Here is a 12629-nt window from a genome sequence, read left to right as displayed (position 1 = left end):
CCTCCCCTGAGTGTAGTTCCCCCAGTCCCCTCCCCCGGTTCCCTCCCCCTGGCGTTAGCCGAAGGCCCGCTGCCAATCCTGGTCGAGCTTGGCGAGCGCCGCATCCACCGCCGGCATCCTGAGCAGTTGCTCGGCCACATCGAGCGGCAGGGTGATGACTGGCAGCCTGCCAGCAGGCAGTCCAGCGCCTGACGCGGGGTGCCCCTGCACGGCGTCGCCGCCTGAACCATCCTGTGCGGCACGGAATGGCCGCACCTTGACGCTCTCTGGTTGACACCCATCACCCCTTAGCGGTTATGCTCGAGCCTCTGTCGACTCGCCGGCTCCCTTTGGCCTGTGCCTTTCGCACCACAGCTGCCGTATCAACAAGGACGTATCATGCAAGCCAAGGACAAGTGTCTGGCCGCCCTGGTCATTCTGTGCTGGGGACTCAATTTCGTGGTGATCAAGTGGGGACTGGATGGCATTCCACCCCTGCTGCTGGGCGCACTGCGCTTCATCGGGGTGGTGTTCCCCGCCATCTTGCTGGTGCCCAGACCCGCCATGCCCTGGCGCTGGCTGCTGGCCTATGGCGGCGCCATCAGCCTTGGGCAGTTCGCCTTCCTGTTCAGCGCCATGAAGTTCGGCATGCCGGCGGGCATGGCCTCTCTGGTGCTGCAATCCCAGGTGCTGTTCACCCTGCTGTTCGCCATGATCTGGCTCGGGGAGCGCTGGCAGAGCCATCACTGGGTGGCGCTGCCGCTGGCGGGAGGCGGCCTCTATCTCATCGCCGCCAACGGCGAGGGCAACCTCACCTTGCTCGGCTTCATGCTGACCCTGTGTGCAGCCGCCTGCTGGGGCCTTGGCAACGTCATCAATCGCCAGATAGGACTGCGCTACCAGACCAGCCTGCCAAGCCTCATCGCCTGGGGTGGCCTGGTACCCATAGCGCCGTTCCTCGCGCTCTCCTGGCTGTTCGAGGGGCAAGCGCGCATCGTCAGCAGCCTGCAACATTTCAGCTGGCAGGGGCTGCTCTGCGTACTCTACCTGTCGCTCATCGCCACCTGGCTCGGTTACGGCCTCTGGGGGCGCCTGCTGATGCGCTATCCGGTGGCCCAGGTCGCGCCGCTCTCCCTGCTGGTCCCCTGCGTCGGCATGGTGGCCGCCGCCCTCCTGCTCGATGAACATCCCAACACCTTGCAATGGCTCGGCTCCGGGCTGGTGCTGCTCGGCTTCGTGGTGCATGTGCTGGGCGGGCGCATGAAGCTGTTCAAGCCCCAGGCCGAGCACTGACGCCACGGCATTGACCTGGCGGGGGAAAGTTCCCATCATGAGACAGGCCCTCGCGGGCCTGACATCGTTCCCGGCAGGACGCCGATCATCAGGAGAGCAAGGACATGCTGCACCCTTCGTCACCGACCATTTCACTGTTTTTGCGCGTTGTACGATTCACGGCACTGGTGACCTCGCTATTTTTCAGCACCTTTGGCTGGAGCGCAGCGCTGCCGGCAGATCTTGTATGGGAGAGCAATGACAGCGACCCCGTCTACGCCGATCCCGCCGCTATCCGCGGCGGCACCTTTCACGATTTCATGACGAGCTTCCCGCTCACCCTGCGCAAATACGGGCCGGACTCTAATGGCGGCTTCGCGGGCTACATCCGGGAAGGCACCCTGCCGCTGCTCGCCACCCACCCCGTCACCGGCAACCCCATGCCGATGCTGGCCAACCAGTGGGCATTTGGAACCGACAACAAGACCCTCTACTTTCGCATCAACCCCAAAGCCCGCTGGTCGGACGGTCAGCCCGTCGTTGCCGACGACTGGTTGTTCACCCTCAAGATGATGCGCAGCAAGGAGATAAACGATCCCTGGTACAACAACTACTACAGCACCCAGATAAGCGCAGTGACCAAATTCGATGATCACACGCTGTCCATCACCAGCGGCACCGAGAAGAGTCGGGAAGATCTGCTGGAATCCTTGCCCTTCAGCCCGGAGCCGAGCCACGCCATCAAGCTCACCGCCAACTGGGTCAAGGAGTACAACTGGAAGATCCTGCCGGTCACCGGCGCCTATGAGATGGGCGAGCTGAAGAAAGGCAAGTCCGTGACCTTCAACCGGGTCAAGGACTGGTGGGGGGATGGGGAGCGCTACTTCCAGCACCGGTTCAATCCCGATCACATCGAGATCAAGGTGCTGCGGGATCAGAACATCGCCTGGCAGTATTTCCTGCGCGGCGAGCTCGACACCTTCCCGCTCGTCATGCCCAACTGGTGGCACGACAAGAGCAAGACCGCCGAATTCGACAAGGGTTACATCGACCGGATCTGGTTCTATACCCAGACGCCGCAATCGCCGATGGGGCTCTACCTCAACACCGCCGACTCGCTGCTGAGTGATCTCAATGTGCGGCTCGGCATCCAGTATGCGCTCGCCATCGACAAGATGATCGCCACCCTGCTGCGCGGGGATTACCAGCGCCTCAACAGCTATGGCTCTGGCCAGGGCGCCTTCACCAACACCGATCTCAAGGCGCGCCCCTTCGATCCCAAGCTGGCACGGGAATACTTCGCCAAGGCGGGCTTCACCAAGACGGGGCCGGATGGCATCTTGCAAAATGACAAGGGGCAGGCCCTCTCCTTGAGCATCACCTATACCACCCAGGAGCATGCCCAGCGCCTGACCCTGCTGCGGGAGGAAGCGAAGAAGGCGGGCCTCAATCTGGAGCTGAACCTGATGGATGCCTCCGCCGGTTTCAAATCCATGCTGGAGAAGAAGCACCAGAGCGCCTGGATGGGCTGGAGCACCGGCCGCTATCCCGCCTATTGGGAGCATTTCCACAAGATCAACGCCAACAAGCCGCAAACCAACAACATCATGAACATCGATGACGATGCCATCACCGCCCTGGTGGAGCAGTTCGACAAGGCGTTCGACTTTGCCAAGAAGGCCGAGCTGTCTCGCCAGATCCAGCAACGGCTCTATGAGCTGGCAAGCTTCGTGCCCGCCTATCAGGTGCCCTATACCCGGGCCGGCGCCTGGCGCTGGGTGAAACTGCCCAAGATCCCGGCGACCCCCAAGAGCGATCTGCTGTACTGGCCGCTCGATGGCGGCAACTCGGGCTACAGCTTTGGCGGTCTGTTCTGGATCGACGAGCAGCTGAAGGCGGAGACACAGACGGCCATCAAGAGTGGTCAGCGCTTCCCCCCCGTCACCCTGATCGATACCCGCTACCAGCAACCTTGAGCCTTGCTTGCGACACCAGACAAAAGACCCCGCACCGTATCGGACGGCGTCTTGAGTACAAGAAGAGTGTCGCATGCAAACAAAAGACCCCGTTCCGTATCGGACGGGGTCTTGAGTACAAGAAGAGAGCCGCATGCAAACAAAAGACCCCGCTGCATGGCGGGGTCTTTTTATGGCAACAGATACCGATGCGAGGGATTAGCCGCGCTTGGCCTGCTTCTGGGCGATGGCGTCGGCCACGTCGGCCGGCTCCAGCACGATGCCTTCCTGATCCGGGGTCGGGAACACGGCGACGCAGAGCTCATCTTGCTCCATGCCATCGACCCAGCGCTCCAGCCACACCTTGAGGGTGATGGATTGCGGCTTGCAGTCGGCCCACTCGCCTTCGGCCCAGGCCTTGGCATATTCAGGGTGCGGCCAGACCGGGATGCAATCTTCATCTTCGGTGGTCAGCATCATGACGCCGTGTTCGTCGGTCAGGACAAACAGCTCTTCGTGCTCGACCAGCTTGCTGATGAAGTGATCAAAGCGGTAGTCGGCGTTCAGTTGCAGCGCGGCATTGCGCTCGGTGTCGCTAAGTTCATAGCTCATTGGTCAAGTCTCTCATTCAATAAAGGGCGACATGTTCACATCTTGCCGGCGGCTTGTCCAGCATGAGCATGCTGTCAGTCACCGGAATGGCTCAATCCAACGTCGGTGTCACCAGGGTAACGCCCGCCGTCTCGCTCAGCCGCTGGCGCAGCCAGTAGGCGGACTCCACCTCCACGAAGCAGAGCTGGGACCGACCGGCCTGCACGCCTTGTATGATCTGCTCGAACCGGGCCAGTTGCTGTTGCTGCCAGGCCCCCGCCAACTTGGCACCGTGGGCTTCATCCACCACCTCGCGGCGCAGCTCGAACAGGTTATCGGTGATCGGGCTGTTGATCCTGGCCGGATTGCTCCAGTACATCAGCAGGTTGTCCATCATCTCATCGTCGTAGCTCGCCAGCGCGTCGAGCTCGGGTGTCTTGCCCTCATCCCCAGCCGCGAAGTCGCACCACCCCGCCGCAAGCGGCGCCAGCTCCTGTGCACTTCCCCCCTTGGCATGCTGGCGCAAGCGCGTCACATCTTCCCCCTTGATGGCCGGCAGCCAGAGATCCCCTTGATGTGCGTCGAGCAAGGGCAGCAGCAGAGCGGGAGCATAAACAGGAAAACGGGGGGCAAGGGAGTGCAGCAGAGAGACCAGAGTCACAGTGATCATAAGAGGCGCCTTGAGCTGGAAGGCCTGGGATCATACCTGGCCGAAAAGACAAACGAGCAGCTATTCTATCATATTTGCCAGCCCACGGATTGTGCCGTCACGCTTGAGCGGTCTGGATTTCGAGACCAAAAAAGCAGCGTTCGCGCCCCCCCTGCCCGGACAAAGCCCAATAGTTTGAGCCAGCGCGCACTAAAGTAAAACCGGGAATGCTAGTTTGCATACATCTTTAGCGTAAGGAGTGCATCCATGAGTGGGATCGACCAGGTTTCTGACGATTTTGTAAATGAGCTGAAAATACTGGCATGCTTTGATCCGGCCAACATGAGTCTGGGGATCAAGTTACGCAGCGACATGTCTGAAGAGCTATGCCAGGCGGCAGAGCGGATGCATCAGCAGGGCCTCATCAGTGCAGCCGATGGCGGCTATCTGACCCCCTTCGGCATGACCATGCTCGAACACCTCCATCACCTGCTGGTGGCACTCAAGCCGAGTTGATTTCCTGCGGCGCCCAGAGCGAGAAATTGAGCAATTCCCAACGTTTACCTTGTCGCAGCAGACAAGCAAACAGCAAAGGACCTTCGGGTCCTTTTATCTTGCCATCGATCAACCACTCCCCCTCTCGCTTTGCCACCGGCAGAGCCTTGATCTCCTCGGGCAATTCCATCTTTCCAAGACGCACCTGTACGAACTGCTGACAGACGGTCACGGCCTGACTCGCAGCGGGATCGGGAAGCGGGGCGTTGGCAAGGAGCAGGGATGCGGTCAACAACAGTGATGGGATCATGAGGCTTGGCATGCTGGATAAGAGAAATTTAAGAATATGCCATAAACAAAAAGCCGTGGTACCAGAGGCACCACGGCTTTCTTAAATTCTGTAAGAATTACAGAGCAGTTACGTTCTCAGCCTGCGGGCCTTTCTGACCTTGGGTCACGGAGAACTGTACGCGCTGACCTTCAGCCAGGGTACGGAAGCCGTTACCGCCGATAGCGCTGAAGTGAACGAAAACGTCCGGGCCGTTTTCTTGCTGGATGAAGCCAAAACCTTTGGTTTCGTTGAAAAACTTAACGGTACCGGTGATCATGTTAGACATATCTTTAACCTGTATTCAAAAAAATTACTTATGCTTTTCAGCGGATAAAGCTTAAAAACGGGATTACTTATGTACAACAGGAGAAAATGTAAAACATCGTCTTCATTGGCATAACTATCGCCCTTTCAAGCTGCCTAGGATTATACGTGCCTTTGTCGATTACGCAAACAAATTTGTGCCCTGCCAGCGGCAGGGCACTGTCGTTTATACATCCGCCGATTCCAGTGCCTGAACCAGGGCTTTGAGGAAGCGTGCCGCCTCACCACCGGTGCAGGCCCTGTGGTCAAAGGTCATCGACAATGGCAGTGCCCGGACCGGTCGCGCCTCCCCGTGGATGAAGACCACTTTGTCAAACAACTTGCCCGCGCCAATGATGGCCACCTGGGGCGGCGTGACGATGGGACTGGCGTAGCGCCCCGCGATGGCACCGAAGTTGGTGAGGGTGATGGTCGCCCCCTGCAACATCTCGCGTGGCACGGCGCGCGCCTTCACGTCGGCTATCATCCGATTGAGCCCCTGGCGGATATCCGCCCGCTCCCGCTCGGCCACGTTCTCCATCACCGGCACATAGAGCCCGTGTTTGGAATCGACGGCGATGGCCACATTGACCTCGTTGAACAGACGTCTTGATAGCGTATCCCCGTCGAACCAGGCGTTCATGGAGGGCTCGGCACGGCAGGCGACGCCGATGGCCTTGATGAGGCGCACCGTGACATCTTCATCGGTGCGCCAGTGACGCAAGTCCACCTCATCGGTGAGGCTGACCGGTACCACGGTGCGATGAGAGTGTTCCATCGCCTTGGCCATGGCCCGGCGCGATCCCTTGAGAAACTCGTTGCCACTGCCCTGCATCGCTTCGAAGGCCGTCTGCACGTCCTGCTCGGTCACCATGTTCGCGTTGCCGCTGCCCTTGAGCCGCTCGATATCGAGCCCCAATTTTTGCGCCAGCAGACGCACCGCGGGCATGGCCTGAACCAGGTTGCCGCCGGGGGCGATGGCCCCCACCACGAAGTGATCCTCGATGTGTTGCTGATGAGTGCTCACCTTGCCTACTACGGTGCCATCATCCTCACCCCCTTCGAATTCCACCAGGGGAGCACCGATGTGGAGTATGTCCCCCTCCTGGCCGCAGAGCCGGGCGATGACCCCGGCCACCGGGGAAGGCACGTCCACCAGCGCCTTGGCGGTCTCCACCGACAGCAGCACCTGATCGACCTGCACCGTCTCGCCGGCACTGACCTTCCATTCGACGATTTCGGCCTCGGCCAGTCCTTCGCCCAGATCCGGTAATTTGAAAAATTTCATGACCCGTTCTCCATCCGCTGGGAAATCACCGCACGTTGAAAAATTCCATGCCTGTCGTTTGCGCAGTCGTTCAACCGCCCATTTGTGTACAAGGTCATAGCCAATTTTTCTCCATCAGCTGGTGAGCCGCATCCGCAATATCCTGCTCGGTGATGAGGTAATACTCCTCGTTGCGATAGTAGGGCACGGCGGCGTCCACCCCGGTGAGGCGCTTGGGCGGCGCCTTGAGGGAGGTCAGCGCCTCCTCGGTGACCCGCGCCACTATCTCGGCGCCGACCCCGAAACTGCCGCACGCCTCGTGCACCACCAGCAGGCGGCCGGTCTTGCGCACCGACGCCAGGATGCTCTCCATGTCCAGTGGCTTGATGGTGGCCAAGTCCAGCACCTCGCACTGGATGTTCTGCTCGGCCAGCAGCACGGATGCCCGCATCACCTCCTGAATGCAGGCCCCCCAGGCGACGATGGTAATGTCCCGGCCAGGGCGCAGGGTGAAGCAGACATCCAGCGGCAGGCCGACACCGTCATCCACCACGTCCGATTTCATGGAGCGATAGATACGATCCGGCTCGAAGAACATCACCGGATCCGGGTCACGAATGGCGGAGAGCAGCAGGCCGTATGCCCGCCTGGGGCTCGAGGGGATCACGACTCGCAGCCCCGGGATGTGGGCAAACAACGCCTCCACACTCTCGCTGTGGTGCTCGGGCGAGTGGATGCCCGCGCCATAGGGCGAGCGATAGACGATGGGACAGGAGAGTCGGCCACGGGTGCGATTGCGCATCCGCGCCGCCTGGCAGATGATCTGCTCCATGCCGGGGAAGATGAAGCCCTGAAACTGGAACTCGGCCACGGGTTTGAGCCCCTGGGTGGCCATGCCGACCGCCACCCCGGCGATCAAGCCTTCCGCCAGCGGGGTATCGATCACCCGCTTGAAACCAAACTTGTCGCGCAGGCCCACGGTGGCGCGAAACACCCCGCCATTGACCCCCACATCCTCGCCAAGTACCACCACGTCCGGGTCTCGCTCCATCTCGTGATGCAGCGCCAGGTTGACGGCTTCGAGCAATGTCATGTCACTCATGCTTCCTCCCCGGTGACAGCGATCATCAGGCCAGAGCCAGGCGCCGTATCGTCATGCCGCGCCAGCCGGGCTATGCCCAATATCATCTCATTCATGGTGGTTCTCCCCGCCCTGCAACTGCATGCCTTTGGCGATGATGCGCTGCCGCTGGTTACGATACTCCCTCGGCAGCTCGGCGAATTGGTAGTCGAGCAGAGTTTCCGGTGCCTGACGCGGCGTGCCTTCATACGCGGCGACGGCGCGATCGACCTCCCGGCTGGCCTCCGCCAGCAAGGCCTGCTCCTGCTGTTCATCCCACCAACCCTGCCCGGCCATGAACTGGCGCAGCCGCTTGACCGGCTCCTTGGCCCAGGCGGCTTCGACCTCGGCCGCCTCGCGGTAACGGGTGGCATCGTCGGCGGTGGTGTGATCCCCGAGCCGATAACTGACCGCCTCGATCAGGGTCGGTCCCTTGCCGCTGCGGGCGCGCTCGATGGCGGCGCGGGTCGCCTCATAGACCGCCACCACGTCGTTGCCATCGACCTGCAGGCTGCGCACACCGGCCCCGATGCCCTTCTGGGCCAGCGTCGGGGCGCTGGTTTGCAACTTGCGCGGCACCGAGATGGCCCACTGGTTGTTGTTGATGATCATCACCATGGGCAGGTGCCAGACACCGGCGCAGTTGAGCCCCTCCAAAAAGTCCCCCTTTGAGGTGCCGCCATCCCCTATGGTGACCACGGCGACGCGAGGCTGATTGCGCAGCTTGAAGGCCGCGGCGATGCCGGCGGCGTGGGTGATCTGGGTGGCGATGGGCACGCAGATGGGCAAATCTTCCGACAGTTCCCCATCGGCCTTGTAGAAGACACTGCCCCGTTCATCCCCGCCCCAATATTGCAGGTTCTGCTCCATGGGCACGCCCCGTACATAGAGGGTCGGCATGTCCCGGTAGTAGGGGACGTAGACATCCTCAGGCCGCATGGCGAGTCCGACGCCAATCCCTACCGCTTCGGCTCCCAGATGGGAGGGAAAGGTGCCGAGTTTGCCGGTTCGCTGCAGCGCGATCGCTTTCTTGTCATAGCTGCGCACCATCACCATGTTGCGGTAGAAGGTGTGCAGTATCGCCTTGTCCAGCCAGGTCGGCAGTGTCGCGACCGGGCGCCCCTCCTCATCGAGGTAACGAAGGAAAGGGATGTCGACATGGGTCATAGCTGGCTCCTTGCCGTTGTCAGCGTCACCACCATGAGGTGACCCTTAGAATGTAAATAGAATGTTAAGCAAAGGGCAATGGAATTTAGCCAGGTAAGACCAGTAGAAACTTCTTTAATTTCAGAAAGAAGATGAGATTTTCGGCGAACAGAAACGAAGAAGGGAGCCCGATCGGGCTCCCTGTCAGGGTTGGTGCGGGATCACGCCCCTCTCGATGGGGGGTGGCAGAAGACGCTGGCCAAGGGGGCGGGGCACGGCATCCCCCTACACGGCGGCGGATAGCCCTCCTTCGCCGCAGAAAACGCTGGCTCATCGGCCAGAAAACGCGCTCAGCTCGCCCCCATCAGTGGATCGGTACCACCAGCAGCATGGTGTGCTGGCTGCCGGGATCGGAAATCGCTCAAGCCATTCCCATACAGACTCGACACCAGCCACCGTATGGCGCGTGGGCCGAAGAGTCTGAAAGTCACTCGGATCATTCCCACAGCCGGGTCGGTACCACCAGCAGCATGGTGCGCTGGCCGATGGCCACGTTGGCATTGGGAAACACCACCGCTTCCCGGGGTTTCTCCACTCGATATTGCAGATCCCCGTCTTCCGCCAGCACAAACCCCTGGGGGAATTCGGTGAAGTTGTCCACGTCGCTGGCAAACAGGAAGCGGAACTGCTCGGAGCGCTTGTTCACGACTCTATCGATGGCAAACAGAGTAAAGTCATCCGCCCGCCAGGGGTCGAGCGCCATCTCGTCCTGGGTGACCAGCTCCTGCAACGCCTGCCGGGCCTCGAGGAAGCGGGTCATGTCGTTCTCGCCAAAGGGGCGCACCTTGCCGAGTTCCACCGTGAAGGCGTGGGCACCGTGGCGATGGGAGCTGTAATAGCTGAAGGTGGTGGTCGGCCCGCCGGAGAGCAGTATGGTGCGCACCCCGCAGGCGCCGAGAAACTGCACCTGCTCCTTGCTGTGCGGCCGCTCGTGGGGGAAGGGGTAGACCGCGAACTTCTCGTGGCGCGAGCCGCGGATGGCGGTGTGCAGATCGTAGTGATAACGGGGCCGGGCGGGAGCGGCGAAGAAGCGGCTCACACACTGCTCGAGGCGCATGGCGCGGATGCGCTCCCGGTTGCACAGCCCCTCCCCCTTGCTGTGGGCGCCGGAGAACAGGCGGTTCATGTTCTCCTCCACTTCCCGCAGCCCCAGGTTCATGGCGGCCGGGTTGCCAAACAGGAACAGCACACGGTGGCGAGCCCTGAGTTCCCCACTGAGCAGCCGGGTCAGCAGCTGGTTGCAGATCTCGATGGGCGCGGTCTCGTTACCGTGTACCCCGCAGGAGAGCACGATGTCCTTGCGCCCACCCGGCTGATCGCCTGCGCCGCTGGCGGGTTCCAGACAGATCACACCCGTGTCCCACACGCTCACCCGGGTGCCGTCTGGCAGCTCATAGGCGAAGGGCTCGAGTTGCCACTCGTGGCGGCGGGTCAGGGCCAAAAAGTCATGCTGGGGAATCATCCGTCTCACCCTCTTGTCGGTTCACGCTTGTCGATGTCAGACAAGGCGGATTATACGCAAGGCGCCGTGGCTTAAAATCAGTTTTTAAACAAATTCAAACAGTAATGATACAAAAATGACGATAGCTGATGACAACGTAGCGAAAGAGGGGGCAAAGGGGAGAACGGGTCGGAAACGGTGAAGCCGCAGAGAAAGGACAATAACAGGCAATCAATACAACGGGATGAGCCTGGCTGGCACCGGCGGCTCAAGAGAGGCAAAAAAAAACGAGGCATCCATGCCCGGTCTATCAACCACGCCAGAACGGCTTGGTGGTCTCCTGGAAACGATCCGCTTCGTTCAGGCCGATGTCTTTGAGCAGGTAAGCGGGCAGCTCGGAGAGCTGGCGACGGCTGCGGCTGCGTTCCAGCCAGGTCAGGACGGTTGTTTTCACGCGAGCAGCCAGATTGGATTGACTGGAATGCTGATAACCGGTTTCGGTGTAAGTTATGTTAGCCATCTGATGGCTCCTCTTCGTAAGTTGCAATTCGGCGCAGGGTTCAAATTTGATGCGCAAAGCTTAGTCAGCCTGAAGGGGCGTCTCAATTGACGAATTTTGATACAAGACATTAGTAAATCTAATGGTCAATGTCGCCCGTTGTATCGGGCTAACCATATGATTTTAAATGATAATGCCATTGCATTGTTTCCCCGTCGCGTGGGGCAGCATTTTCTCCTGCATGGCGGCTCTCTAACTATGCAATTTCTCAAATTAGGTATGCAGTCACCGGATCCAGCGCTCCTGCTGGCAACCGGCCATTTACCGCCAGTTGTTAATAATGCGATCTTTCATTGATCCTTATTTAACAGACAGATACAAATACAAAACACTCAAATGGCTATCACGCCAACCCTTCATCTGCGGCGTCAGAAACAGAGACTTGGCGCCTCTCCGGCATACTGGTATGGTTATTTATACAGTGCTTTAATCAGACCCCTGCCGCGTCCATTGCGGACGAAACACCGCAGGCCAACACGGGATATGCCGATGGATACCTTCACGCCCACCGCCGCCTTGCGCCAGCAGATGGCCGCCCTGGAAGATGCCCTGGCCCGCCTCGCCAACCAGCTCAGTCGACTCGAGCTGCTGGAGGCCCATGTCTATCCGCTCCCCGCCGTGGCGCAGGGGGAGGAGCACGATCCCATCGAGGCTATCGAGGTGGGTTATCTCGGTGGTGACGAGGCACTGGCGGCCACCCTGGCCGCCTATCGGGATCACAGCGCCCGCCCTGGCTGCTCCACCAAGGCCACCCACCGGTTACCGGGCTGGCTGCGCTTTCCCGCCGCCAGCGCCGGCCTGCTGCGCCCGCTGCTCGATGAGATCAACGACCACAAGCTCGCCTTCAAGGCCATGGTGCAGGAGGCGGGAGGACGGGATGAGAAGTTCGAGCTGGTGCACCAGGCGCTGCCGGGGGTCATCACCCTGCAGGTCTACCGCAAGCTGACCCTGCTCACAGGGGAGCTGCATTCACTCGGCTTCACCTGGGCGGACAAACAGAGCATCAGCCGCCTCAGCCGGGAGCAGGTGCTGGAGATGCTGGAGCGCAGCCGCCGCTATATTCCGGCGCTGTCGGACAACGAGGAGTGGAGCAAGATGGTGGATCAGGAGGTGTACGACATTCGTCGCCTGCCGGCCGATGTGGAGCTGCGGATCCGCCGGCCGGTCAAGACCCACCCCATGATCAACCTGCTGTGGCAGGACAGGGAGCCGCGCAAGCAGCAGCTCAAAGCGAGCCTGCCGCTGCTGCTCTGCTCGGACACGCCGCCGAGCGTCACCCACCTCGGTCACTACCCGCCCAAGCTGCGTCAGGCGCGGCGGGATCGCAAGATAGGGGGTGAGGCCATCATAGAGCGGCTGCACCTCTATCGCTATCAGGGGTAAGGCACAGCCTCGTGAGGAGAGCGCCATGGTGTGCGGCACTCCTGCCGCATGTCAGGGCCCCACACAGCAAAGGGGGAG

The 12629-nt window shown here is 60.7% G+C and carries 13 protein-coding genes and 1 pseudogene; 4 read left to right on the top strand and 10 right to left on the bottom strand.

Annotated features, from left to right (window positions below):
• Positions 1–54: 54 nt before the first annotated feature.
• Positions 55–239: pseudogene (locus ACZ9IL_RS03200) on the bottom strand (fructose-6-phosphate aldolase); the annotation flags it as partial.
• Between the two features lie 139 nt (positions 240–378).
• On the opposite strand from ACZ9IL_RS03200, the gene ACZ9IL_RS03195 reads away from it, so the two are divergent.
• On the top strand, positions 379–1272 hold the full coding sequence (locus tag ACZ9IL_RS03195) for an EamA family transporter (RefSeq protein WP_476002204.1): 894 nt from the start codon (positions 379–381) through the stop codon (positions 1270–1272).
• Between the two features lie 104 nt (positions 1273–1376).
• Positions 1377–3227 (top strand): extracellular solute-binding protein, encoded by a 1851-nt coding sequence (locus tag ACZ9IL_RS03190; protein WP_476002203.1) that lies wholly within the window; start codon positions 1377–1379, stop codon positions 3225–3227.
• 198 nt (positions 3228–3425) lie between these two features.
• On the opposite strand, the gene ACZ9IL_RS03185 is transcribed toward ACZ9IL_RS03190, so the two are convergent.
• Positions 3426–3818, bottom strand: a complete 393-nt coding sequence (locus ACZ9IL_RS03185) for a DUF2750 domain-containing protein (protein ID WP_033130508.1) — start codon at positions 3816–3818, stop codon at positions 3426–3428.
• A 91-nt stretch (positions 3819–3909) separates the two neighbouring features.
• Positions 3910–4467 carry a hypothetical protein gene (locus ACZ9IL_RS03180; RefSeq protein ID WP_476002202.1) on the bottom strand — a complete coding sequence of 186 codons (558 nt, stop codon included), beginning with the start codon at positions 4465–4467 and terminating at the stop codon, positions 3910–3912.
• 246 nt (positions 4468–4713) lie between these two features.
• Between ACZ9IL_RS03180 and ACZ9IL_RS03175 the strand changes: the two genes are divergently transcribed.
• A complete protein-coding gene (locus tag ACZ9IL_RS03175) occupies positions 4714–4962 on the top strand; it encodes a TIGR02647 family protein (protein ID WP_476002201.1) in 249 nt (82 codons plus the stop codon).
• Here ACZ9IL_RS03175 and ACZ9IL_RS03170 read toward each other — a convergent pair.
• From ACZ9IL_RS03170 to ACZ9IL_RS03140, 7 genes are all read right to left on the bottom strand, one after another.
• Positions 4949–5251: a hypothetical protein gene (locus tag ACZ9IL_RS03170; protein ID WP_476002200.1), complete on the bottom strand. Its 303-nt coding sequence runs from the start codon at positions 5249–5251 to the stop codon at positions 4949–4951. The genes ACZ9IL_RS03175 and ACZ9IL_RS03170 overlap by 14 nt on opposite strands.
• A 97-nt stretch (positions 5252–5348) precedes the next feature.
• Positions 5349–5558 carry a cold-shock protein gene (locus tag ACZ9IL_RS03165; protein WP_033130512.1) on the bottom strand — a complete coding sequence of 70 codons (210 nt, stop codon included), beginning with the start codon at positions 5556–5558 and terminating at the stop codon, positions 5349–5351.
• A gap of 204 nt (positions 5559–5762) precedes the next feature.
• On the bottom strand, positions 5763–6863 hold the full coding sequence (locus ACZ9IL_RS03160; RefSeq protein WP_476002199.1) for a dihydrolipoamide acetyltransferase family protein: 1101 nt from the start codon (positions 6861–6863) through the stop codon (positions 5763–5765).
• Between the two features lie 94 nt (positions 6864–6957).
• Positions 6958–7944 (bottom strand): alpha-ketoacid dehydrogenase subunit beta, encoded by a 987-nt coding sequence (locus ACZ9IL_RS03155; RefSeq protein ID WP_476002198.1) that lies wholly within the window; start codon positions 7942–7944, stop codon positions 6958–6960.
• Between the two features lie 87 nt (positions 7945–8031).
• On the bottom strand, positions 8032–9129 hold the full coding sequence (pdhA, locus tag ACZ9IL_RS03150) for a pyruvate dehydrogenase (acetyl-transferring) E1 component subunit alpha (protein ID WP_476002197.1): 1098 nt from the start codon (positions 9127–9129) through the stop codon (positions 8032–8034).
• A gap of 475 nt (positions 9130–9604) precedes the next feature.
• Complete coding sequence (gene astE, locus ACZ9IL_RS03145) at positions 9605–10630, bottom strand: succinylglutamate desuccinylase (protein ID WP_476002196.1); 1026 nt, start codon at positions 10628–10630, stop codon at positions 9605–9607.
• Positions 10631–10919: 289 nt separating this feature from the next.
• Positions 10920–11129, bottom strand: coding sequence for a DUF1127 domain-containing protein (locus tag ACZ9IL_RS03140; RefSeq protein WP_476002195.1), 210 nt, complete (start codon positions 11127–11129; stop codon positions 10920–10922).
• A gap of 528 nt (positions 11130–11657) precedes the next feature.
• On the opposite strand from ACZ9IL_RS03140, the gene ACZ9IL_RS03135 reads away from it, so the two are divergent.
• Positions 11658–12551, top strand: coding sequence for a DNA replication terminus site-binding protein (locus ACZ9IL_RS03135; RefSeq protein WP_476002194.1), 894 nt, complete (start codon positions 11658–11660; stop codon positions 12549–12551).
• Positions 12552–12629 lie beyond the last annotated feature (78 nt).

This window comes from Aeromonas sp. TECH754, from assembly GCF_056279295.1.
This window is presented reverse-complemented; position numbering and strand designations above follow the sequence as displayed.

What these genes read in the sequence shown, in the direction of transcription:
- ACZ9IL_RS03195 (WP_476002204.1), top strand. Translation starts at nt 379, where the DNA reads ATGCAAGCCAAGGACAAGTGTCTGGCCGCCCTGGTCATTCTGTGCTGG.
- ACZ9IL_RS03190 (WP_476002203.1), top strand. Translation starts at nt 1,377, where the DNA reads ATGCTGCACCCTTCGTCACCGACCATTTCACTGTTTTTGCGCGTTGTA.
- ACZ9IL_RS03185 (WP_033130508.1), bottom strand. Translation starts at nt 3,818, where the DNA reads ATGAGCTATGAACTTAGCGACACCGAGCGCAATGCCGCGCTGCAACTG.
- ACZ9IL_RS03180 (WP_476002202.1), bottom strand. Translation starts at nt 4,467, where the DNA reads ATGATCACTGTGACTCTGGTCTCTCTGCTGCACTCCCTTGCCCCCCGT.
- ACZ9IL_RS03175 (WP_476002201.1), top strand. Translation starts at nt 4,714, where the DNA reads ATGAGTGGGATCGACCAGGTTTCTGACGATTTTGTAAATGAGCTGAAA.
- ACZ9IL_RS03170 (WP_476002200.1), bottom strand. Translation starts at nt 5,251, where the DNA reads ATGATCCCATCACTGTTGTTGACCGCATCCCTGCTCCTTGCCAACGCC.
- ACZ9IL_RS03165 (WP_033130512.1), bottom strand. Translation starts at nt 5,558, where the DNA reads ATGTCTAACATGATCACCGGTACCGTTAAGTTTTTCAACGAAACCAAA.
- ACZ9IL_RS03160 (WP_476002199.1), bottom strand. Translation starts at nt 6,863, where the DNA reads ATGAAATTTTTCAAATTACCGGATCTGGGCGAAGGACTGGCCGAGGCC.
- ACZ9IL_RS03155 (WP_476002198.1), bottom strand. Translation starts at nt 7,944, where the DNA reads ATGAGTGACATGACATTGCTCGAAGCCGTCAACCTGGCGCTGCATCAC.
- pdhA (WP_476002197.1), bottom strand. Translation starts at nt 9,129, where the DNA reads ATGACCCATGTCGACATCCCTTTCCTTCGTTACCTCGATGAGGAGGGG.
- astE (WP_476002196.1), bottom strand. Translation starts at nt 10,630, where the DNA reads ATGATTCCCCAGCATGACTTTTTGGCCCTGACCCGCCGCCACGAGTGG.
- ACZ9IL_RS03140 (WP_476002195.1), bottom strand. Translation starts at nt 11,129, where the DNA reads ATGGCTAACATAACTTACACCGAAACCGGTTATCAGCATTCCAGTCAA.
- ACZ9IL_RS03135 (WP_476002194.1), top strand. Translation starts at nt 11,658, where the DNA reads ATGGATACCTTCACGCCCACCGCCGCCTTGCGCCAGCAGATGGCCGCC.